Raw genomic sequence first — 20774 nt, 5'->3', positions numbered from 1 at the left:
CACCACCCGTCCCGGTCGGGAAAGAGGATCGAGCCGAGAGACTACGCGCCCTTCGGCAGGTGCCTCTCCGCGAAGTCCAGTTCCAGACGGACCTGCTTGATGCGTTCGTCGACGACCAGGGAGCCGTGGCCCGCGTCGTAGCGGTAGATCTCGTGGACGGCGCCGCGGGACTCCAGGCGCTTGACGTAGTTCTCGACCTGGCGGATCGGGCAGCGTGGGTCGTTGACCCCGGCCGAGATGTAGACGGGGGCCTTGACGTCGTCGACGTAGGTCAGCGGGGAGGACGCCTCGAAGCGCTCGGGGACCTCCTCGGGGGTGCCGCCCAGCAGGGTGCGGTCGAGGGCCTTCAGGCCCTCCATCTCGTCGTGGTACGCGGTGACGTAGTCGGCGACCGGGACGGCGGCGATGCCCAGGGTCCACGCCTCGGGCTGGGTGCCGATGCCGAGGAGCGTGAGGTACCCGCCCCAGGAGCCGCCGGTGAGGATGAGGCGGCCGGGGTCGGCGAGGCCGGAGGTGACCGCCCACTCGCGCACCGCCGCGATGTCCTCCAGCTCGATGAGCCCCACCCGGTGCTTGAGGGCGTCGGTCCAGGCGCGTCCGTACCCGGTGGAGCCTCGGTAGTTGACGCGGACGACCGCGTATCCGTGGTCCACCCAGGCGGCCGGGCCGGCGGCGAAGGAGTCGCTGTCGTGCCAGGTCGGGCCGCCGTGGATGTCGAAGACCGTCGGGAGCGGGCCGGTCGCGCCGGCGGGCTTCTGGACCAGGGCGTGGATGCGGCCGCCGGGGCCCTCCACCCACACGTCCTCCACCGGGACCGAGCGCGGCGACTTCATGCCGGGCGGGTCCAGGACGACACGGCCGCTGGTGGAGCGGACGGCCGAGGGCTCGGCGGCCGAGGACCACAGGTACTCCACGGTGCCGTCCGGGCGGGCCGTCGCCCCGGAGACGGTGCCCGCGGGCGTCTCGATCTCGGCCAGCTCGCGCTCGGCGAAGTCGTAGCGGAACAGCTCGCTGCGGGCCTCGAAGCCGTGCACGATCAGCAGGGCGCTGCCGTCCGGGAACCACTCGGCGCTGACGTCGCCCGGCAGCTCCAGGGCGAGGTCGGTCTGCTCCCCCGTCGCCACGTCCCACACCAGCGGCTCCCAGCGGCCCCGGCGCTGGTGCCCGATGAGCAGGCGGGTGTCGCCGTCGACCGGCGCGAAGCCCAGGACCTCCAGGCCCAGCTCCTCCTCGCCGCCCTCCGTGTCGTCCAGCTCGGCGACCGTCGTGCCGTCGGGGCGCAGCACGCGCAGCGCCGAGTGCATCGCGTCGCCGTGCTCGGTGTGCTCGATCGCGATCAGTGTGCCGTCGTGCGAGAGGTCGCCGACGCCCGCGGACTCGCGGTGCCGGTAGATCTCCGCGGGGGCGGCGCCGTCCCCGCGCGCGAGGTGGATGGTCGTACCCTCCTCGTCGGTGGAGCGGCCGACCACCGCCGTACGCCCGTCGCGGCCGAGGGCGAGGCCCGCCGGGTAGGAGGGGTCGAGGCCCGGCACGGCCGCCTCGTCCGCCCCGCCCGCGAAGGGCTGGCGGCGCCAGACGCCGAACTCGTCGCCGTCCTTGTCGTCGAACCACCAGATCCAGTCGCCGTCGGGCGAGAGCACGCCGTCCGTCGTGCCGTTGGGCCGGTCGGTGACCTGGCGCTGGTCACCGGACGAGCGGTCCCAGGCGTACAGCTCGTACGTCCCCGTCGCGTTCGACACGAACAGGGAGCGGTCCGGGGCGTCCTCGGCCCAGTCGGGAAGGGACACCCTGGGCGCCCGGAACCGCTTCTCCCACTCGGGCATCTGCTCGCCCTGCGTCTGCCGCTCGTCCGCCTCGTCCGACGACTTGTCCGACCGAACGGACCCGTTGCTCTCAGTCATGGCCCCATACTGCCCCGACCTGCCGACAACGCGCAGACGGGATCCCCAGCCTGTGGACAACCTCGCCCGTCCACCCGCCGGCCCGCACGTTTTCCACAGCCCCGAAGCAGGTGCGCACCGGCCCGCCCCGTACCGTGGAAGGCGTGTACCGGTTTCTGCTGACGCCCCGATGGTGGGGGATCAACGTCTTCGTCGTCCTGGCCATCCCCTTCTGCATCTTCATGGGTTCCTGGCAGCTGGGCCGCTTCGAGGACCGGGTGCAGGACCACGAGACCGCGGCCACCCAGCACGAGGAGGCCCGCCGGGACGCGCCCCGCCCGCTGGACGAGCTGCTGCCGCTGGACAAGTCCACGGTCGGCAAGCAGACCACCGTCACCGGCCGGTACGACGACCAGCTGCTCGTCCCCGAGCGGAAGCTGGACGACCGGGAGGGCTACTACGTCCTCACGCTGCTGCGCACCGACGACGGCCGCGCGCTGCCGGTCGTACGCGGCTGGCTGCCGGGCGCACCCGACCCGGCGAAGGTCCCGGCCCCGCCCGTCGGCGAGGTCACCGTCACGGGAGCCCTCCAGGCCCCGGAGTCCCCGGGCGGCAACGGCGTCAGCGGACGCTCCGGATGGCCCGCCGGGCAGACCGGCTCGATCAGCGCGGCGACACTGCTGAACCTCGTGCCGTACGACGTGTACGACGCGTGGATCACGCTGAACAGCGGCGACTCCGGGATGCGGGCCGTGCCCGTCAGCGCGCCGCAGAACAGCGGCCTCGACCTGAAGGCGTTCCAGAACCTCGGCTACACCGCCGAGTGGTTCGCCTTCGTGGGCTTCGTGATCTTCATGTGGTTCCGGCTGCTGCGCCGCGAGGTCGAACTCGCCCGGGACGCGCAGCTGGGGCTGACGGTGGAGGAGGCGCAGGACGCCGAGACCGCGGAGGCCGACGCCGAGACCGCCGGGGAAGAGAGCGAGCGGGCGGCGCGGCCCAGCCCGTCCAACGCCTGAGAAGGCGCCCCTTACGACTCCGTGCCCGCCAGCACACCCGTCCAGTACACCGTGCCCACGCACGCGTGGGACACCGTGGCCGTGGCCGAACCGGATCCGCCCTCGGGGGTGTAGGTCACCGACACGCTTCCGTCCGCCGGTCCGTCCTCGCTGAGCAGCTGGGTCGTGGGACCGGCCTCGGCGCCGCCCGTGGAGGTGCCGCCCGCGGCAGTCGTGTCCCCGGTGGGCGAGGGGTCCGGCGAGGGTCCGCCGGTGCTGCCCCCGGTGGTGCCGCCGGTGGTCGGACAGGTCTCCGAGGGCACCCAGGCGAACTGCACCTCGTACCCGGAGGCCGGCGCCAGGGTCACTGCCCCGGTCTCCAGGGACGGGTCGGGCAGTCCGGCCGCGGCGTCGCCCGCCACATGCCGTGCCGTGCCGATCCTGGAGGCGTCCGCCGCTCCCTGCGAGGCGGTGGACACGTTGCCGGGGCCGGTGACGGTACAGCCGTCCGAGGAGACGTTGGTGACCCGGAACGAGCCGTAGACCACGCCCGCGGAGTCGGGTTCGGCGATGCTGGCGACGGCCGGTCCGAGCTGCTTGGGCGCACACGCCGGAACGTCGGCGGCGACGCTGGGCGAGGGTTCGGTCCCGGGCGCGGAGCCCGTGGCCGCGCCGCTCTCCTTGCCGTCGGGCGTCTCCTTGGGGCCGGTTCGGTCCTTGTCCTCGCCGGGGCCCTCGGAACCGGCGACACCACTCTGGCCGCCGGCCGGGTCCTTGCCCTGGGAGGCGCCGCCCTGGGCCTGCGAGGCGTGGCCCGCGACGGACGGGTCGGCGCCCGGGCCGGTGGAGTTGGAGACGTGTACGAGAGCGGGGACCGCGGTGCCCAGGAAGAGGGCGGCGGCGGCCACTCCGACGGCGGCCTGGCGCTTGCGGGCCCGCCGGGCGGGTACCGCGCGGCGCAGGTGTTCCAGGGTGCCGTCGCTCGGTTCGACGTCCTGGACGGCCTGCTGCAGCATCCGGCGCAGCGCCGCCTCGTCGGCGTCGGGCCCGTCCTGCCCTCGCGGGTCGGGGCCCTGGTCGGCGGGGCCGTGGTTCACAGTTCCGTTCCCAGATTCGTGCGTGTGGTTCTGCTGATCCCGCCCGGCGGTCGCGTCCGCCGGGTTCGCCGCGGCCGGTCCGTCCGGCGCGGGCCCCTCCCGGGGAACGGACCCTTCCTGCGGCGCGCCCTCTTCCCGCGGAGCGTGCCCGTTGCCGTCACTCATGCCGGTGCCTCCATGGCCACCCTGAGCGCCGCGATGCCGCGTGAACCGTACGCCTTCACCGAGCCGAGGGATATGCCGAGCGTCTCGGCGACCTGTGCCTCGGTCATGTCGGCGAAGTAGCGCAGGACCAGGACCTCGCGCTGGCGGCGCTGGAGTCCCTTCATCGCCTTGATCAGGGAGTCGCGCTCCAACTGGTCGTAGGCGCCCTCCTCCGCGCTCGCCATGTCCGGCATCGGCTTGGAGAGCAGCTTGAGGCCCAGGATGCGGCGGCGCAGCGCCGAACGCGACAGGTTGACGACGGTCTGGCGCAGATAGGCCAGGGTCTTCTCCGGGTCGCGGACGCGTTTGCGCGCGGAGTGCACGCGGATGAAGGCCTCTTGGACGACGTCCTCGCAGGAGGCGGTGTCGTCGAGGAGCAGGGCCGCAAGGCCGAGCAGCGACCGGTAGTGCGCCCGGTACGTCTCGGTGAGGTGGTCGACGGTGGTACCCGCCGCCACCGTGTCGTCGGCGCCGTCGCGCTGGTTCGAGATGCGGGCCGGCCGCGCTGCTGGCATCGGCGCGATCACCGGCATGCCACCGGCCGGACCGGCCACACGGGGACGGACTGACCGGCCGGGGGCCCGCACAGCGGGGCCACGCGTCGATGCGGTGAATTCGAGTACCTCTGCCACGCCTGTTGGACACGCCGACCCCCGTGAGGGTTGTACGGGCCGGGCGTCACGTTCCCGTGTCGGTCCGGTCTGTCGGGCAGCCGCCCGGCTGACGGTGCGTCATACGCCCTCATCGTCCGCTCATCCCCTATGTCCCATGTGAACGAGCGTCCCCACGCCCGCCCTCGGCGTCCCCACGCCGACCCACGCGTCTCCGCGCCCCGAATGGGTGACCGCAAAGACGCTCCCCGCCTTCCGCACGGTTGCGGAGGGCGGGGAGGAAATCCTCTGACGGCACAGGTGCCGGGTACAAGTAGTCCGGACCAACTTCCGGATCACATCTCGTCCACGGATCCTACAAAGGAAACCCGCGGTGGCCAGGGCTTTTCGCCCCTTGGATGGGGCCTGATGGGGGTTCAGGCGAACTCGGCGGCCACCAGCTCCGCGATCTGCGCGGTGTTCAGCGCGGCGCCCTTGCGCAGATTGTCCCCGCAGACGAAGAGTTCCAGCGCCGTCGGGTCGTCCAGCGCCCGCCGTACCCGCCCCACCCAGGTGGGGTCGGTGCCGACCACGTCGGCGGGGGTGGGGAACTCCCCCGCGGCCGGGTTGTCGAAGAGGACGACGCCGGGCGCGGTGGCCAGGATCTCCCGGGCCCGGTCGACGGTGACCTCGCCCTCGAAACGGGCGTGCACGGTCAGGGAATGGGTGGTGACCACGGGAACCCGTACACACGTCACCGCCACCGGAAGCTGCGGCAGCCCGAGGATCTTGCGGGACTCGTCCCGCACCTTCATCTCCTCCGACGACCAGCCGTCCTCGCGCAGCGACCCGGCCCACGGTACGACGTTCAGCGCGACCGGCTCCGGGAACGGCCCGGTGTCGTCGCCGACGGCCCGCCGCACGTCACCGGGGTGCGTCCCCAGCTCGGTACCGGCCACCAGGGACAGCTGCCGGCGCAGCGTGTCCACGCCGTCCCGGCCCGCGCCGCTGACCGCCTGGTACGAGGAGACGACCAGCTCGCGCAGCCCGAACTCGGCGTGCAGCGCGCCCGTCGCCACGATCATGGAGAGGGTCGTGCAGTTGGGGTTGGCGACGATGCCGCGCGGCCGCATCCGCAGCGCGTGCGGGTTGACCTCGGGCACGACGAGCGGCACGTCCGGGTCCATCCGGAACGCGCCGGAGTTGTCGACCACCACCACGCCCTTGGCGGCGGCGATCGGCGCCCACTGCGCGGCGACCTCGTCGGGGACGTCGAACATGGCGACGTCGACGCCGTCGAAGGCCTCCTCGGTGAGCGCGACGACCTCGACCTCCTCACCGCGCACGGCCAGCTTGCGGCCGGCCGAGCGCGGCGAGGCGATCAGGCGGATGTCGCCCCAGACGTCCGCGTGCTGGGACAGGATGGTGAGCATGACCGTGCCGACGGCTCCGGTCGCGCCCACGACGGCGAGCGTGGGCCGCCCGTCCCGTGCGGTGACGGACATCAGCGGCCGGTGCCCCCGTAGACGACTGCCTCATCGCTGTCGGAGTCGAGACCGAAGGCGGAGTGCACGGCGCGCACGGCCTCGTTCACGTCGTCCTTGCGGGTGACGACCGAGATGCGGATCTCGGAGGTCGAGATCAGTTCGATGTTCACCCCGGCGTCGGAGAGCGCCGTGAAGAAGTCGGCGGTGACGCCCGGGTGGCTCTTCATACCCGCGCCGACCAGCGAGATCTTGCCGATCTGGTCGTCGTAGCGCAGCGAGTCGAAGCCGATGCCGGCGCGGTTCTTCTCCAGCGCGTCGATGGCCTTGCGGCCCTCGGACTTCGGCAGGGTGAAGGAGATGTCCGTCAACCCCGTGGAGGCGGCGGACACGTTCTGCACGACCATGTCGATGTTGACCTGGGCGTCCGCGATCGCCCGGAAGATCGCGGCGGCCTCGCCCGGCTTGTCCGGCACGCCGACGACCGTGACCTTGGCCTCCGAGGTGTCGTGTGCGACTCCGGAGATGAGGGCCTGCTCCACCTGCTTTTCCCCTTGCTTGATCGGCTCGCTGCTGACCCACGTGCCCTGGAGTCCGCTGAAGCTGGACCGGACGTGGATCGGGATGTTGTACCGGCGGGCGTACTCCACGCAGCGGTGGAGGAGCACCTTGGAACCGCTGGCCGCGAGCTCCAGCATGTCCTCGAAGGAGATCCAGTCGATCTTCTTCGCCTTGCTGACCACGCGCGGGTCGGCGGTGAACACGCCGTCGACGTCGGTGTAGATCTCGCAGACGTCCGCGTCGAGCGCGGCGGCGAGGGCCACGGCCGTCGTGTCGGACCCGCCACGCCCGAGCGTGGTGATGTCCTTGCTGTCCTGGCTGACGCCCTGGAAGCCGGCCACGATGGCGACGTTGCCCTCGTCCACCGAGGTCTTGATGCGCCCCGGGGTCACGTCGATGATCCGGGCCTTGTTGTGGACCGAGTCGGTGATGACTCCGGCCTGGCTGCCGGTGAACGACTGGGCCTCGTGGCCCAGGTTTTTGATCGCCATGGCCAGCAGCGCCATGGAGATACGCTCTCCGGCAGTCAGCAGCATGTCGAGTTCACGCCCGGCAGGGATCGGGGAAACCTGCTCGGCGAGATCGATCAGCTCGTCCGTCGTGTCGCCCATCGCGGAAACGACGGCGACCACCTGGTTGCCGTTCTTCTTCGCTTCCACGATCCGCTTGGCGACGCGCTTGATGCCCTCGGCATCGGCTACGGAGGAGCCTCCGTACTTCTGCACGACAAGGCCCACGTGCGCTCCTCGCTCAATCCGTCTCTTTCCGCACGTACGTATATGTACTGCGGTCGGCTCATTTTACCGAGCGTCCGGGTTTCGCCCCTGCGGTATCGCATGGTGAGACCCGGGTACTCGCTCAGGCTGGCTCATGCCCAACCGGAGGCGCGTCACTCGGGAAAGTGCGGCGTGTCACACGTTCACAAGTGTCTTTCCGTTCCGTAAAGCCCGCACCTGCGGGGCGCACAACCCTTGGGGCGGGTGGTGAGTCTGAGGGCTGTGGCGCGCCGGTGCGCCACGCCCCGGGGAGGATCACCACCTTGTCTCACGCACGATCGTCCAGACATCGGCTCGCGACCGCCGTCGCCGCCGTCCTCGCCGTCACCGCCGGGATCACCGGCGCAGCCGTCGCGGCTCCGGACGCTTTGTCTCCGGGCGGGACGGCTCGGGCCGCCGGGACGCAGGCCCAGCCGGCAGCCGAGTCCGTCATCGCGTTCCCGACCGGCCACAGGATCGTCGGAGCCACGGCTTCGGGCTACCTGACGCTGGACAGCGCGACGGGCGGCCACTCGTGGGTGCGGGCGTCGGACGGCGCCGTGTCCGACCTGCCCTCCTCGGCCTCCGTCCTGGCCACCGGGTACGGCGATCTGGCCGCCGTGCACTCAGATCTCGTCCACATCGAGCTGCGGGACCTGGCGACCGGCCAGGAGGTCTTCCGCCTCCCTCTCGATCATGCCGCCGGTGTCCGTTACGCGGGTGCCGCGGGCCAGGCGGTCTTCAGTACGGATTCCAGGGCCACGGAGGCCCCCGGCCTGCGCATGCACACCAGGGGCGCCGCGTCCGTCGCGGTGACCGGCCTCCCGGCCGACGCGAGCGGACTCAGCGTCCGGCCGGGCACGTCCGCCCACGCCCTTGTCACCTACAGCACCGGTGCGTCCGTGCGGTACTGGGGCCTGATCGACCTCGCGACCGGTGCCGTGACCGAAACCGGCCGGTCGACCCGGCCCGCGGGCACCGGGGACATCGCCGTCTCCGCCACGTACGTGGCCTGGGTCGACGGCGGTGGGGGCGAGATTCCGCCGAGCGTGGTGGTCCGTACCCGTGCCACCGGGGAGACCCAGCGGGTCCCGCTCATGACCGTGCGCACACCCCAGATCGAGATCGGGCTCCAGGGCGACCACCTCGTGTTCGGTGAGCGTTTCGGGCTCACCGCCGACTGGCCGAGCTCGCTCCACGCCCCGGTGGCCCACGACCTGAAGCGCAAGGTGGACACCAAGCTCCTGGACCACTTCACCTCCGCCGAGGCCTCCCCCGACGGCACGCTCTACCTCCGCGGCGGCACCGTCGCCGAAGGCGAGGGGCTCTACCGCTTCTCGCCCGGCGTGAACGGCGGGGAACCCACGACGACCCTCGTGGCGCGCACCGGAGAGCCGACGAAGCTCACCCTGGCCGGCCACAACGTCCCCGACGTTGTGGACCTCAGCCGCGACTCCGGCCTCTTCGATTTCCGGTGGACACTCTCCAGGAACAATGTGGAGGGGAGGGTGACCCTGCGCCACATCCGTACCCGCGAGACCACCACGGTGGGGATATCCGACACCTCGTCGCCGGATTTCGGCTTCGTCTGGTCGGGCGACCTCGGCTCCGAGCCGATCAGCGCCCCCAACGGCGACTACACGTGGGAGATCTCGGCCCGGCCGATCAACGGCATCGGCCCGGCGCTGACCGAGACCGGTACGTTCAGGGTCGTCCGCTCGGCCGCCGCGCCGCACGACTTCACCGACAACGGCAGCCCCGACCTCCTGGCACGGGACGCTTCGGGCCGCATGTGGCGCTCGGACTCCTACCTCGAACGCCTCGACGGGGAGGGCAAGCTGATCTCCGGCACCGACGTACTCGTCGGCGGCGGCTGGAACACCTACGACCGTACTGAGGCCACCGGTGACATCGGTGGCGCGGCCACCGGTGACCTCGTCGCCCGCGACAAGGAGGGCGTGCTCTGGCTCTACCTCGGCAACGGTGACGGCACCTTCGCCACCCGCAGCCGCGTCGGCGGAGGCTGGGGCGTCTACGACGAGATCGCCGCGGGAAGCGACGTCACCAACGACGGCAAGGCCGACCTGCTGGCCACCGACAAGGACGGCACCCTGTGGCTCTACAAGGGCACCGGTGACTGGCGCGCGCCCTTCGCCGGGCGGATCAAGGCGGGTACGGGCTACGGCGTCTACAACCAGATCACCGCGACGGGCGACATCGGCGGCGCCGAGACCGGGGACCTGATTGCCCGCGACACCTCCGGTGTCCTCTGGCTCCACCTCGGCAAGGGCGACGGCACCTTCGCCGCCCGCACCCGGATCGGCGGCGGCTGGGACGCGTACGGCGACACCGTGGGCATCGGCGACGCCAACCACGACGGGCACCCCGATCTGTACGCCGGCGGAACCTACGCCGAGCAGTACTTCTACCCGGGCACCGGCGACTGGCGCGCGCCCTTCGCGGGCCGCCAGGCCACCACCTTCTTCGCGACCCGGCCGGACCCCACGGCGCTTTCCTGACGCGTGCCGTCCGGCCCGGGCTCGCTTCCGGGCCGGACGGCGGCGCTCACGGGCACTCCACGTGGATCCGCTCCCGGCCCGCGCAGGCGGCCAGGGCGCGGATGTCGCCCAGGTCGTCCGTGAGGATGGGGGCGTCGTCGTAGGCGATGGAGGCGAGGACGACGGTGGCGTCGATGACGTCGGAGGTCTTGTTCCGGTGGCAGAGCACGGCTGCCGCCTTCGCCCCGGACTCCGTCAACGGAGTCACCCGGCAGCCGCTCAGCGTCCGGTGCAGCATCGCCGCCGAAGCACGCCCGTCCCAGCACTGCGCCAGCACACCCGCCGGGACCAGTGGGATGTGCCCGCCCAGCAGCAACGCCTTGTGGCGACCGAGAAACCGCCGGTCGTTCTTCGCGGCGGCGATCAGCGCGCCGCTGTCGTAGACCACGTGACTCATGCGGTGCGCCGTTCCTCACCGGATCGCCCGAAGAGGCCCGCCACCCGGGCGTCCGCCTCGGCCGTCTCCTCCTCGGAGAACGGCCCGTACTCCGTCTCGTAGTCCGCCATCGCCCGCAGGCCCGCGCGGATCAGGCGGCGGTCGTCCAGGTACTGCTCCAGGGCTCGGCTGATCACCGAGGAGATCTGCTCGTCCTCGGCGGCGGCGAACTGCCGCAGCGCCTTCCCGAGCTCGGCATCGATGCTCACGCTGAACTTCACCTTCTCTGCCATATTACGAATGCAATCCGGTCGCTTCAGGGGTTCCAGCGCCTGGGCACGCGGAGGAAGGTGTCGGGCACGAAGCGGGGCCCCTCCTCCGGCTCGCCGTCCGCGGCAAGGCACTCCTCGCAGACGCCGCGGTCGAGCTTCACGGTGCGTTCGTCCTGCTCACAGATCCCGCAGACCATGAGCACGCGGGTCACCTTGGCGCGGGGCGTGCGCTGCTTCGGGGGCATCTTCGACTCCAGTCGTCGGCGGGCGAGGCCGCCCGGGTTGCTGACAGTGGGTGGGAGCCCTTCGGTCAGGGCTCGGGTGATGTCCTTCGGCGTCGCACCGCGCGACAGCCACTCCTGGGCTAGGGGTTCGAGAGAGCCGCAGTCGCCGTCGCTGAGCGCCATACGCGGCTCGGCGGTGCGCAGTGCGCTGAGGGTGCGGTAGGCGACGCCGACCGGCTCGGATTCGGGTTCGGGGGCGGATTCCGGCCCGGACTCGGGCTCGGTCGCGTCCGGTACGGGGGCGGCCGTCGCCTCTTCGACCCGGGCCAGGCCCGGCTGGTGGTCCCAGGTCACGTCCTTGCCGTGCCGCTCCCGCGCGAACTCCGCCCACCACTCCGCCGACCTGCGCGTACGCGACCAGTACGTCCGCGTGACCCACCGCATGGTGTTGTCCTCGACGGTGATGTGTTCCTTGATCCAGCGCAAGTGGCCGGCCTGGGTGATGCGGCCCAGCGACGTGCGCACCGCCTGCTGGCCGTGGCGCGGATGCTCAGCGGCGAGCACCTTGTGGCCCATCGCGTGGCCGGTCTCCAGGTGGTCGACGAAGACCGCGATCTCGGCGTCCCGGGGGTTCAGGTGTGCGAAGTCCGGGTCTGCGACCGGGTTTTCGTCACCTGCGAGGCGTTTTCCGTAGCCCGGATTGGCCATGGGGTGGGACGAGGAGGGGAGGGCGGGACTAGGGTTGGCGTAAGCCACCATCGAAGGTTCCGTTCGATGCGTCGGTCAGGCCCCGGACTGGTGTTGGTAGCACCGCCGGGGCCGACATATTCACTGGGCGATTGCCGCGAACCTAGAGCCGTTTCACGCAACGGCGCAAGCCGATCACGCAACGTCACCCTTTCGAGGTATGGCGGCTCAACTCAGCTACAGAATTGGTTGGTTGGGAGTTTCAACCAGACCAGAAAACCCAGGGGAAGAGCTCGGGTCCCGGGGCTCAAGCTCCGGGCTGAACTGCGGCGATGAATGCCGACCAGGACGAGCGCGAGACCTGGAACTCGGGGCCGGAAGCGGCCGACTTGGAGTCGCGGATGTGGATGGCGTCGTCGTGGGCGACCTCGACGCAGTTCCCGCCCTCGTTGTCGCTGTAGCTCGATTTGAACCACTTCAACTGGTCACTCACGGCTGATCCACCATCCGCTCGATGAGGCGGGCCGTCTCGTCGGGGTCGAGGGCCCGCGTGCGGATCATGCTTAGCCGCTCGGTCACGCGGCTGACAACACCCGGATCGGCCGAAAGTTCGCTGGCAAACGCGCCTTCCATGAAGGCCAGCCGCTCGTGGTCCAAGCCCTCCAGGAGCACCATGGGGCCCATCAGCGCGTCACTGAAGGCACGCTCGAAGGGCAATACCTGCACCACCACGTTGCGCAGTCGCGAAACCTCCAGCAGGCGTTGCAGCTGCGCCTTGTCGGCCAAGGGGCTCCGCAGAACCGCCTCATAGAGCACGAAGCTCAGCCCTACCGGCGGCTTCCGGCCGGTGAGGATCGTCTGGCGCTCCATCCGGGCGGCGACCCGCTCCTCCACCGTCTCCTCGTCCAGGGGCGGGATGCGGTTGTCGATGAGCGCCTTCGCGTAGGTCCGCGTCTGCAACAGGCCCGGCACCAGTGCGACTTCGTACGTCCACAGGCTCGTCGCCTCACGCTCCCGCTCGATGAAGTCCACCGCCCGCGCGGAGTACCGCTCCCTGCGGACGTACTCCTTCGCCGCGCTCAGCATGCCCTGGGCGCCGCAGAGTTCGTCCGCGATGTCGAGGAGGCGGGGTGACGGCATCCGTACGCCGCGCTCCATGGACGAGATGGTCTCGGGGGCGTAGTTGGCGGCTGCCGCCAGGGCCTCGCGGCTGACGTTGGCGAGGGTGCGCCAGCGTCTGATCTGGTTGCCGCTGTAGCACCAGGCCGCGGGTGGCCGGGAGTTGTCGTTCGGTACCGGCACAGCGCCCACCTCCGGCTGGTCGTCGGCTACCGAGCGTAGCTTCGTCGTCGGCGGCGTGTGACCGTGACGTCAGTTTCCGGTGGAGGCCGAGCCGATGTCACCGCCTGCGGCGATCGATCCCCTGCCGGAGGCGTTCACGCCGCCGTTCGGGGGTGTGGACGAAGGGGGCGGTGTCGGGGAGGGCGGCGGCGGTGCGGTCGTACCGCCCGTGGACGCGGTACCGATGTTGCCGCCCGCGGCGATCGCGCCGTCGCCGGAGGCGGTGGTCCCGGGGGTGGGAGACGGGCTGGACGTACCTCCGAACTGGCCGAACAGGGCGAGAGCCAAGCCGGCCAGCCCGGCAATCGCGCCGGTCACGCTCGCAGCCTGGTCCGCGCGGCCCAAGTCCACGAAGGCGACCACCACAAGGGTGATCGCACCCGCCCCGCACAGTCCGACTCCACTCCAGAGCAGTGGCTTTGAGGTCATTTCGTTCCCTTCTCAGGATCAGCCTCCGTGGTCAATGCCTCAAGCAGGACCGCCTCCAGGGAATCGATCGCCCTGCGCCTCTCCTCACCGTCGCCAGTGGCAATGCCCTTCGTGAGATGGCGGAAGCCGGAGATCGCATCGGCACCGACGGCGGCGTCCTTTGTCGCCACGGACAGAGAGATCAGCAACATGCGCGCCAAGAAGCCCACGGAGGATCCAGCGCCCAGGTGACGATCGGCCTCCGCCGCGGCTTGCCGCCCGTGCAGCAGTGCGGCGGCGTGGTCGTCGGCGCCCATGTACATCTGTGCCAGATTGACGCGGGCCGTGATGGTGTCGCGATGTTCCCGTCCGAGCACCGCCTCGCAGTCGGCGAGGTAGCGCGTGGCCTCCGCAATCGACTCCGTGGCCCAGGCTCGCACCGCTGCGGGATCGAGTTCGTTCTGCAGACGCTCGATGGCGGCCCGGATGGCCGCCACGTTCAGGCCCGAGTCCGCGTCCAAGGTGGTGTACGCCGGAGCGGCGAACGACCTGCCCACCTTGCTCGTCAACTGGGCCCGCAGGGCGCGTGCGTCGAGCGTAAGCGGGTGTCGCGCACCCAGTGCCTGTACGCAGTCACGCATCAGCGGCTCCACGAGCCGCGCCACGGTGTCCAGGTCCCCCTGCCTCGCGACGATCATCAGCCCGCCCCATCGGGCCTCCAGTGTGTCGACGTGGTCCGGCCCCAGTACCCGCGCACGCATCTCCACGACGGCGTCGATGTTTCGCTGGGCCCGTCTGATGTCGCCTTCCTCAAGGTAGGAGGCGGTCAGCTCGTAGTGTGCGGTGATCGCATCAGGATGCTGTTTCCCCAAAACCCGTTCACACAAGGCGACATGGTGGAGCGCCTGTTCCACCGGGAGCGGCTCCATGCCCATCAGCCGGTTGCGCGCCACAAGGGACTGCGGATGATCGGCGCCGAGGAGCCGGCGAGTCCCGGACTCCCCCCGCCGGAGCAGTGCCGTCGCCCTGTCCGGCAAGTCCTGGTTGACGGCGAACTCCCCTGCTTCGCCGAACACCCGTGCCAGGGTCACGGTGCCCCCGTCCGGCGGGATGTGGGCCGCGAGCGCTTCCACATGCGGCAGCAGTGTGCGCCAGAGGGGCCAGTGGACAGGGTCCCGGCCATCGTCCGGTACCAATTCCGCCAGGCGCTCCGCAGCAAGGTCACGCGCGCCGGAGACGGCTTCCGCCTGGCGGTGCGGGTCCTCCGGGTCCGGTGTGCGGGAGACGGCCTGGACCAGGCGGTGGACGGAGAGGGTGGTCGTGCCGTGCAGGGTGACCATGCTGTGTGCCGACAGGCGGCCGATCGCGCCGCGTACGGCGGGCGGGGTGCCCAGGCCGTCCAGGAGGGAGCGCGGGATGTCGTCGGGCGCGAACCACGAGACGGTCAGGAGGATCGTGACGGCCAGCGGATCGTCGGCCAGACGGTCCAGGGTCACGTGCCAGACCCGGGCCACGGTGCGCTGCATGTCACCGCCTTCGACGGCGGCCGTGTACATGTCGGCCGGATACTCGGCGAGCAGGGCCAGGTACTCGTCGGCGGCGGTGCCGGTCTCCAGGCAGTAGGCCGCCGCCTGTTCGACCGCGAGCGGCAGACAGCCCAGCTCGGAACAGACGGCCGGTATGCCGTCCCCCGCGTCGGGGGCGATCCGGCCGAAGAGGTCGGCGGCCTCGTCGGGTTCCAGCGTGTCCAGGGAGATCCGCTCTGCCACGCCGTGCCAGCCCGTGGATCTTCTGCTGGTGATGAGGAAGCGGCCGGCCGGCACGGCGGCCAGCAGGGGTTTCACGTCGGCCGGATCGGCCACGTTGTCGAGGACGAGCAGCCAGTCCCTGTGGGTGGTGAGCCACTGGAGGGCCCAGTCGCGGAGCTGTCCCTGCTGCATGTAGCCCGCGAGGGCGGGCGCGACGGCGGTCGCCAGGGCGCAGAGCCCGGCGTCCAGCGTGGCCGGGCTGTCGCCCGACAGCCACCACACCGGCGAGTGCCGAGCGTGCTCCGAGGCCCAGTAGGCCGCCAGCGTGGACTTGCCGACGCCGCCCAGTCCGTGCACCACGTGCGCGAGCGGACCGTCCCCGGCTTCCGTCGCCGCCCGCAGCTGGTCCAGCTCCCGTGTCCTGCCCACGAACAACCGTGGACGCTCGGGAAGGTTGGTCAGGCCCTGAGGCGCTTCGACGTACGCCGCGAGCGGAACGCTGTCCGGCGCGACGGCGGCCAGGTGCGTGTGATGCTCGACGACGTTCTGCGTCCCGATCGCGCCCGGCGCCGTGACCGCCGTACCGATGTCCCGGCCCGCTGCGACCGATTCGTCCCCCGACGCGGCCACGTCCGGCCGCCGATCGATCCCACCACTCATACGTCACATCATGACGTCCCGGGCCCCAACCGTCAGGGGACTGCGCAGACTTGGGTCAGGACCGGTCCCGTTACTTGACCGGCCGCAGCCCCAGCGGCCCCGCGATCTCCTCCACCATGACCCGGCCGGCCTCCGTTTCCAGGGTTTCGTCGCCGAGGTCCTCGTCGGTGTCCAGGCCGTCGAGGGCGGCCAGGGGCTGGTTGAGGCGGACGTGGGCGACGACCGACTGGAGGGCGCGCAGGGTGGCGGAGGCGGTGGAGCCCCAGTTGGAGAAGTAGGAGAACTGCCACCACCACAGGGCCTCCGTGGTGCGGCCGGCCTTGTAGTGGACCATGCCGTGGCGGAGATCGGTGATGACGTCGGTGAGGTCGTCGGAGATGCGGGCCGGGACCGGGGCCTTGCGCGGCTCGTAGGGGTCGAAGACCTCGGAGTAGACGTCGATGGGGTCGAGGATGCGGGCGAGGTTCTCGCGGAGGTCGTCGACGTCGAGTTCCGGGCCCGGGTCGGGCTCGTAGCGCTCGTCGGGGACGATGTCCTCGTGGGCGCCCAGGCGGCCGCCGGCCAGCATGAGCTGGGAGACCTCCAGGAGGAGGAAGGGGACGGCCGAGTCCGGTTCGTCGCCCTTGGCCACTTCCGTGACCGCGACCAGGAAGCTTTCGATCTGGTCCGCGATCTGGACCGCGAAGTCGTCGGGGTTCTGGTCGGTCGCGTGCAGCGTGGCGTCAGACATCTAGGAGTCGTCTCCCCTCGAAGGCGCGGCCGAGGGTCACCTCGTCCGCGTATTCCAGATCCCCACCCACCGGGAGGCCGCTGGCCAGGCGGGTGACCTTGAGGCCCATCGGTTTGATCATGCGGGCGAGGTACGTGGCCGTGGCCTCGCCCTCCAGATTCGGGTCCGTGGCCAGGATCAGTTCCGTGACCGTGCCGTCCGCCAGGCGGGCCAGCAGTTCACGGATGCGGAGGTCGTCGGGGCCGACCCCGTCGATCGGGCTGATCGCGCCACCGAGCACGTGGTAGCGCCCGCGGAACTCACGGGTGCGCTCGATGGCGACGACGTCCTTCGGTTCCTCCACCACGCAGATCACGGCGGGGTCGCGCCGGGCGTCGCGGCAGATGTTGCACTGCTCCTCCTGCGCCACGTTCCCGCAGGTCGCGCAGAAGCGGACCTTGGCCTTCACTTCCATGAGGGCCTGGGCGAGCCGTCGTACGTCGGTCGGTTCCGCCTGGAGGACGTGGAAGGCGATCCGCTGCGCGCTCTTGGGCCCGACGCCGGGCAGGCGCCCGAGCTCGTCGATGAGGTCCTGGACCACGCCTTCGTACAACGGACTGCCGTCCTTCCTGAGGTTCCTGCACTACGTACGGTAGACGGCTTCCGCCGGTCTGAGAAAGGCGAACTCAGAAAGGCAGGCCGGGGATGCCGCTGCCGCCGCCCATGCCCTGGGCGAGGGGGCCGAGCTTCTCCTGCTGGAGGGTCTGCGCGTTCTCGTTGGCCGCCTGGACCGCGGCGACGACCAGGTCGGCGAGGGTCTCGGTGTCCTCCGGGTCCACCGCCTTCGGGTCGATCACGAGGCCGCGCAGCTCGCCGGAGCCGGTGACCGTCGCCTTCACCAGGCCGCCGCCCGCCTGGCCCTCGACCTCGGTCTGTGCCAGTTCCTCCTGGGCCCGGGCGAGGTCCTGCTGCATCTTCTGGGCCTGCTGGAGCAACTGCTGCATGTTGGGCTGGCCACCACCGGGGATCACGTTCAGCTCCTGTCACTACGGCTCGTCGCGGATTTTTCCCGTTCGGCACGAGCCTACGTGGTCCGGGGGGCCCTCGCCCCAGCACTCTTTCGGGTGATGTCGCCCCAGTCCTATACCTGATCACGGCCCTCTTCTGGGCGGCAAGACGGCGGAACCCACGGCTTCGCCACCCATTGGGCGGTAGGAAGGGTTCCGAGCAGGAGCGGACGGTGAGCAGTAGGGAGTGCCGGGTGGGTCAGCCGGAGAGGCAGCCCGAGGGGCCGCCGCAGGACGGGCGGGGCGAGCAGGGGGCGGCCGGGGCGCGGCCGGGCGACCTGGCCGGACGGGCGTTTCCGCTCGGCGACTGGGCGCTGCCCGCCGACCGGCTGGACGAGCTGTACCGGTGGGTGGAGAGGGGGGCGCTGGACACTGCGGCCTGGTATCTGGCCGACCGGGTGTGGAAGCGGCGGGGCGCCGTGCTGCTGCGGGGCGGGGCGGCGGTGGGGGCGGTCGCCGGGGCGGCGCTGCCGCTGCTCGACATGTCCGGGCTGGTGGGCGGGGCGGCCCCCTGGGGGTATCTCGCACTGCTGGTCGCGGTGGCCTGCGTGGCCGCGGACCGGTACTTCGGGGTCACGTCCGGGTGGATGCGGGACGTGGCCACGGCGCAGGCGGTGCAGCGGCGGCTCCAGGCGCTCCAGTTCGACTGGGCGTCGGAGAGCGTGCGGGAGGTGCTGGGGCCGGCGGACGGGACGGCCGGCGAGGCGGCCGAGCGGTGCCTGCTGGTCCTCCGGCGGTTCTCGGACGACGTGACGGAGCTGGTGCGGGCGGAGACGGCGGACTGGATGGTGGACTTCCGGTCCGGGGCGGCACCGCTGGGGCTGCAGTCGGGGGTGGGTGGCGGGATGGCGGGCGGCCGGCCCTCGGAGGCGGGGGTGGCCGGGCCGGGGCGGTTCTCGGCGCCTGCGAACGGGGCTCGGCCGAACATGCCTCGGCAGCGGCCGCCGGAGCCGCGGTGACGTGCCGCTGGGTTCGCGGTGACGTGGCGCTGGGTTCGCGCGTGAGGTTGGTGTGGTGAGGTCGGCCGGGGAGTGACCGGCGCTGTGGTGGGCCGGGGGTGGGTGTCGCGGGCCGGCGCTGGCCGGGTGCCGCTGCGCCCACCCGTGCCGCCCCAGCGGCACGACTGCCCGCAGCTGGGTGGGGGCTACTGGCGGGTGTACGTCAGGGTTTCGCCCGTGGCCGTGTTCGTGCGTTGCAGGGTGCCGTTCGGCAGGAGGGCGACCTCCGTGGGGGCGCCCGGGGTGCAGGTGGTGGACGGGCCCGTGGTCACCGTGGAGGGGCCGACCGTCACGGGGCCGTCGGGGCCCGGGGTGTCGGTCAGGTCGGCCTCGAAGACGCAGTGGTAGGTGCCGTTGCCCGCGGGGCCGTCGGCGACGAGGGACAGGACCGTGTCTCCCACCTCGCCCTGCCGGATGGTCAGCGTGCGGGTGTGGACGCCGGAGGCGTTGTCGATGGTGGTGGCCCACGTGCCCAGGTACGCCGTCGGGATCGTGCCGTCCCGGGTCGGCTGGTCCGCGTCGACGGTGGGAGCCGACCCGTCCGTGTTCCGGGACGCGGTGACCGTCGGCGTGGGCGTGGGACCGCCGTCGGCCCGGTCGTCGCCGCCCCCGCTCATCAGGGCGTAGACCGAGCCGCCGGCGCCTAGCGCGACGACCAGGGCGACGGCGATCAGCAGCGCGGTGGAGCGGCCGCTCCGGGGCGGGTCGTAGGGCGGGCCGTACGGCGGCGGGGGCCCGTAGGGCGGGGTCGGGCCGCCGCCGTACGGCTGCGGGTGGCCGGAGGGCGGGGTCGGGCCGCCGCCGCCGTACGGCTGCGGGTGGCCGGAGGGCGGCGGCGCGTTCCAGGCCGGGGCCGGGACGGCGTACCCGTGGGCGGGCGGGGGTGTGGTGGAGGGCGGGGTCTGGCCCGCGACCAGCGTGGGGAGGTGGTTCAGCGGGGCTCCCCCGCCTGCGCCGCCGCCCGGCTCGCGCGGTGGCGGGGGTCCCGCCACGGGGGTCTGCGGGAGCGGGGACGTGCCGCCCGGCGGCTCCGGGTTCTCCGTGTCCAGCAGCCGTACGGCGTGCCGGCCGAGCTGGGCGACCAGGGCGCCGGGCAGCCACGGGTCGCGGGAACGGCCGTCGGTGACCGTGTCCTGCGCGCCCGTGCGCTCCAGGACCTCGGCGAGGACGGGGCGCGCGGCGGGGTCCTTCTTCAGGCAGTCGCGCACCAGGTCGGCGATGCCCTCGGGCACACCGTCCAGGTCGGGCTCCTCCTGCGCGATGCGGAACATCAGGGCGTGCACGCCGCTGTTGGCGGTGCCGAAGGGCAGCGCGCCGGTGGCGGCGTAGGCGAGGACGGAGCCGAGGCAGAAGACGTCGCAGGCGGGCGTGATCCGGTCGCCGCGCACCTGCTCCGGCGCCATGAAACCGGGCGAGCCGACGAGCGCCCCGGTGCGGGTGAGTCCGCCGTCGGTGACCGTCTGGAGGGCCCGCGCGATGCCGAAGTCGATGACGCGGGGCCCGTCGATGGTGACGAGCACGTTGGACGGCTTGAGGTCGCGGTGGACGATCCCGGCGGCGTGGATGTCCTGGAGGGCGTGCGCGAGACCGGCTCCCAGGATGCGGACCGACCGCTCGGGCAGCGCGCCGTGGTCGTGCCCGACGACCTGCTGGAGGCTGGGGCCCGCCACGTACCCGGTGGCCAGCCACGGCACGGCGGCCTCGGTGTCGGCGTCCAGCACGGGTGCGGTCCAGTGGCCGCCGACCCGACGGGCGGCCGCGACCTCCTGCCGGAAGCGCTCCCGGAACTCCTCCAGCGCGGCCAGCTCCTCGCGGACCAGTTTCACGGCGACCGTGCGCCCCCGGTCCGAGCGGGCCAGATAGACGTGGCCCATACCGCCCGCGCCCAGCCGCCCCAGCAGCCGGTACGCCCCGATGCTCCCCCGGTGCCGAACGCCTGGGGGGACCCCCATCGGATCCCCGTCCCCCAGCTCGTGCATGTCGCCGCCGCCTTCCCCCCGAACGTGCGCAACAGAGCGAGGATAGTGCGGGCGCCCCCTCCGAGGAGGGGGTCTTGTCCGAGGGGGTCCTATCCGTGACCGGGGGCCCGCACGTCGACAACCTGTCGTGGAAAGCCCCGGACCGCAGACAGGACGCCGATTCCGTTTCCGCATCGCGGAC

At 71.8% G+C, this 20774-nt stretch carries 19 protein-coding genes; 3 read left to right on the top strand and 16 right to left on the bottom strand.

Annotated elements, in window-relative coordinates:
- Positions 1-41 precede the first annotated feature (41 nt).
- Positions 42-1901, bottom strand: coding sequence for a S9 family peptidase (locus OIE75_RS19930; protein WP_307013988.1), 1860 nt, complete (start codon positions 1899-1901; stop codon positions 42-44).
- 143 nt (positions 1902-2044) lie between these two features.
- On the opposite strand from OIE75_RS19930, the gene OIE75_RS19925 reads away from it, so the two are divergent.
- Positions 2045-2896 (top strand): SURF1 family protein, encoded by an 852-nt coding sequence (locus tag OIE75_RS19925; RefSeq protein WP_307013986.1) that lies wholly within the window; start codon positions 2045-2047, stop codon positions 2894-2896.
- Positions 2897-2907: 11 nt separating this feature from the next.
- Here OIE75_RS19925 and OIE75_RS19920 read toward each other — a convergent pair whose 3' ends face one another.
- The 4 genes from OIE75_RS19920 to OIE75_RS19905 all read right to left on the bottom strand — a co-directional run bounded on the left by OIE75_RS19920 (position 2908) and on the right by OIE75_RS19905 (position 7548).
- The gene (locus tag OIE75_RS19920) at positions 2908-4137 is read right to left on the bottom strand and encodes a hypothetical protein (RefSeq protein WP_329471644.1); all 1230 of its coding nucleotides are present in this window, start codon (positions 4135-4137) and stop codon (positions 2908-2910) included.
- Complete coding sequence (locus OIE75_RS19915) at positions 4134-4709, bottom strand: SigE family RNA polymerase sigma factor (protein WP_161332525.1); 576 nt, start codon at positions 4707-4709, stop codon at positions 4134-4136. Before OIE75_RS19915 ends, OIE75_RS19920 begins: the two co-directional genes overlap by 4 nt.
- 494 nt (positions 4710-5203) lie before the next feature.
- Entirely contained in the window at positions 5204-6271 is a 1068-nt protein-coding gene (locus tag OIE75_RS19910) for an aspartate-semialdehyde dehydrogenase (RefSeq protein WP_122616779.1), read from the bottom strand.
- Complete coding sequence (locus tag OIE75_RS19905; RefSeq protein ID WP_122616778.1) at positions 6271-7548, bottom strand: aspartate kinase; 1278 nt, start codon at positions 7546-7548, stop codon at positions 6271-6273. The genes OIE75_RS19910 and OIE75_RS19905 overlap by 1 nt, the downstream gene beginning before the upstream one ends.
- A gap of 302 nt (positions 7549-7850) precedes the next feature.
- Between OIE75_RS19905 and OIE75_RS19900 the strand changes: the two genes are divergently transcribed.
- Entirely contained in the window at positions 7851-10085 is a 2235-nt protein-coding gene (locus OIE75_RS19900) for an FG-GAP repeat domain-containing protein (protein ID WP_329471643.1), read from the top strand.
- A gap of 46 nt (positions 10086-10131) precedes the next feature.
- Here OIE75_RS19900 and OIE75_RS19895 read toward each other — a convergent pair whose 3' ends face one another.
- The 10 genes from OIE75_RS19895 to OIE75_RS19850 all read right to left on the bottom strand — a co-directional run bounded on the left by OIE75_RS19895 (position 10132) and on the right by OIE75_RS19850 (position 17580).
- A complete protein-coding gene (locus tag OIE75_RS19895; RefSeq protein WP_329471642.1) occupies positions 10132-10521 on the bottom strand; it encodes a twitching motility protein PilT in 390 nt (129 codons plus the stop codon).
- Positions 10518-10769 carry a hypothetical protein gene (locus OIE75_RS19890; protein ID WP_329471641.1) on the bottom strand — a complete coding sequence of 84 codons (252 nt, stop codon included), beginning with the start codon at positions 10767-10769 and terminating at the stop codon, positions 10518-10520. The genes OIE75_RS19895 and OIE75_RS19890 overlap by 4 nt, the downstream gene beginning before the upstream one ends.
- A gap of 47 nt (positions 10770-10816) precedes the next feature.
- Positions 10817-11704: a hypothetical protein gene (locus OIE75_RS19885; protein WP_329471640.1), complete on the bottom strand. Its 888-nt coding sequence runs from the start codon at positions 11702-11704 to the stop codon at positions 10817-10819.
- Between the two features lie 286 nt (positions 11705-11990).
- Positions 11991-12176, bottom strand: a complete 186-nt coding sequence (locus OIE75_RS19880; protein WP_329471639.1) for a DUF397 domain-containing protein — start codon at positions 12174-12176, stop codon at positions 11991-11993.
- On the bottom strand, positions 12173-12985 hold the full coding sequence (locus OIE75_RS19875; protein WP_329471638.1) for a DUF5753 domain-containing protein: 813 nt from the start codon (positions 12983-12985) through the stop codon (positions 12173-12175). Before OIE75_RS19875 ends, OIE75_RS19880 begins: the two co-directional genes overlap by 4 nt.
- A 69-nt stretch (positions 12986-13054) precedes the next feature.
- Positions 13055-13342 (bottom strand): hypothetical protein, encoded by a 288-nt coding sequence (locus OIE75_RS19870; protein WP_329471637.1) that lies wholly within the window; start codon positions 13340-13342, stop codon positions 13055-13057.
- Between the two features lie 107 nt (positions 13343-13449).
- Positions 13450-15840 carry an ATP-binding protein gene (locus OIE75_RS19865; protein WP_329471636.1) on the bottom strand — a complete coding sequence of 797 codons (2391 nt, stop codon included), beginning with the start codon at positions 15838-15840 and terminating at the stop codon, positions 13450-13452.
- A 70-nt stretch (positions 15841-15910) separates the two neighbouring features.
- Complete coding sequence (locus tag OIE75_RS19860; protein WP_307013974.1) at positions 15911-16570, bottom strand: DUF5063 domain-containing protein; 660 nt, start codon at positions 16568-16570, stop codon at positions 15911-15913.
- Entirely contained in the window at positions 16563-17162 is a 600-nt protein-coding gene (gene recR / locus OIE75_RS19855) for a recombination mediator RecR (protein ID WP_122616772.1), read from the bottom strand. Before recR ends, OIE75_RS19860 begins: the two co-directional genes overlap by 8 nt.
- 73 nt (positions 17163-17235) lie before the next feature.
- Positions 17236-17580 carry a YbaB/EbfC family nucleoid-associated protein gene (locus OIE75_RS19850; protein ID WP_079163602.1) on the bottom strand — a complete coding sequence of 115 codons (345 nt, stop codon included), beginning with the start codon at positions 17578-17580 and terminating at the stop codon, positions 17236-17238.
- A 230-nt stretch (positions 17581-17810) separates the two neighbouring features.
- Here OIE75_RS19850 and OIE75_RS19845 point away from each other — a divergent pair, with 230 nt between their 5' ends.
- Positions 17811-18575: an SLATT domain-containing protein gene (locus OIE75_RS19845; protein ID WP_307018038.1), complete on the top strand. Its 765-nt coding sequence runs from the start codon at positions 17811-17813 to the stop codon at positions 18573-18575.
- Positions 18576-18760: 185 nt separating this feature from the next.
- On the opposite strand, the gene OIE75_RS19840 is transcribed toward OIE75_RS19845, so the two are convergent.
- A complete protein-coding gene (locus tag OIE75_RS19840; protein WP_443078375.1) occupies positions 18761-20593 on the bottom strand; it encodes a serine/threonine-protein kinase in 1833 nt (610 codons plus the stop codon).
- Positions 20594-20774 lie beyond the last annotated feature (181 nt).

It is taken from the genome of Streptomyces sp. NBC_01723 (assembly GCF_036246005.1).
In the GTDB taxonomy this organism is placed as follows: domain Bacteria; phylum Actinomycetota; class Actinomycetes; order Streptomycetales; family Streptomycetaceae; genus Streptomyces.
The sequence above is the reverse complement of the archived record's forward strand: the minus strand, read 5'-3'. Positions and strand labels throughout refer to the sequence as shown.

Excerpts from the sequence above, each read along its gene's own strand:
- OIE75_RS19930 (WP_307013988.1), bottom strand. The coding sequence starts at position 1,901 with ATGACTGAGAGCAACGGGTCCGTTCGGTCGGACAAGTCGTCGGACGAG.
- OIE75_RS19920 (WP_329471644.1), bottom strand. The coding sequence starts at position 4,137 with ATGAGTGACGGCAACGGGCACGCTCCGCGGGAAGAGGGCGCGCCGCAG.
- OIE75_RS19915 (WP_161332525.1), bottom strand. The coding sequence starts at position 4,709 with ATGCCGGTGATCGCGCCGATGCCAGCAGCGCGGCCGGCCCGCATCTCG.
- OIE75_RS19910 (WP_122616779.1), bottom strand. The coding sequence starts at position 6,271 with ATGTCCGTCACCGCACGGGACGGGCGGCCCACGCTCGCCGTCGTGGGC.
- OIE75_RS19895 (WP_329471642.1), bottom strand. The coding sequence starts at position 10,521 with ATGAGTCACGTGGTCTACGACAGCGGCGCGCTGATCGCCGCCGCGAAG.
- OIE75_RS19885 (WP_329471640.1), bottom strand. The coding sequence starts at position 11,704 with ATGGCCAATCCGGGCTACGGAAAACGCCTCGCAGGTGACGAAAACCCG.
- OIE75_RS19865 (WP_329471636.1), bottom strand. The coding sequence starts at position 15,840 with ATGAGTGGTGGGATCGATCGGCGGCCGGACGTGGCCGCGTCGGGGGAC.
- OIE75_RS19860 (WP_307013974.1), bottom strand. The coding sequence starts at position 16,570 with ATGTCTGACGCCACGCTGCACGCGACCGACCAGAACCCCGACGACTTC.
- OIE75_RS19840 (WP_443078375.1), bottom strand. The coding sequence starts at position 20,593 with ATGCACGAGCTGGGGGACGGGGATCCGATGGGGGTCCCCCCAGGCGTT.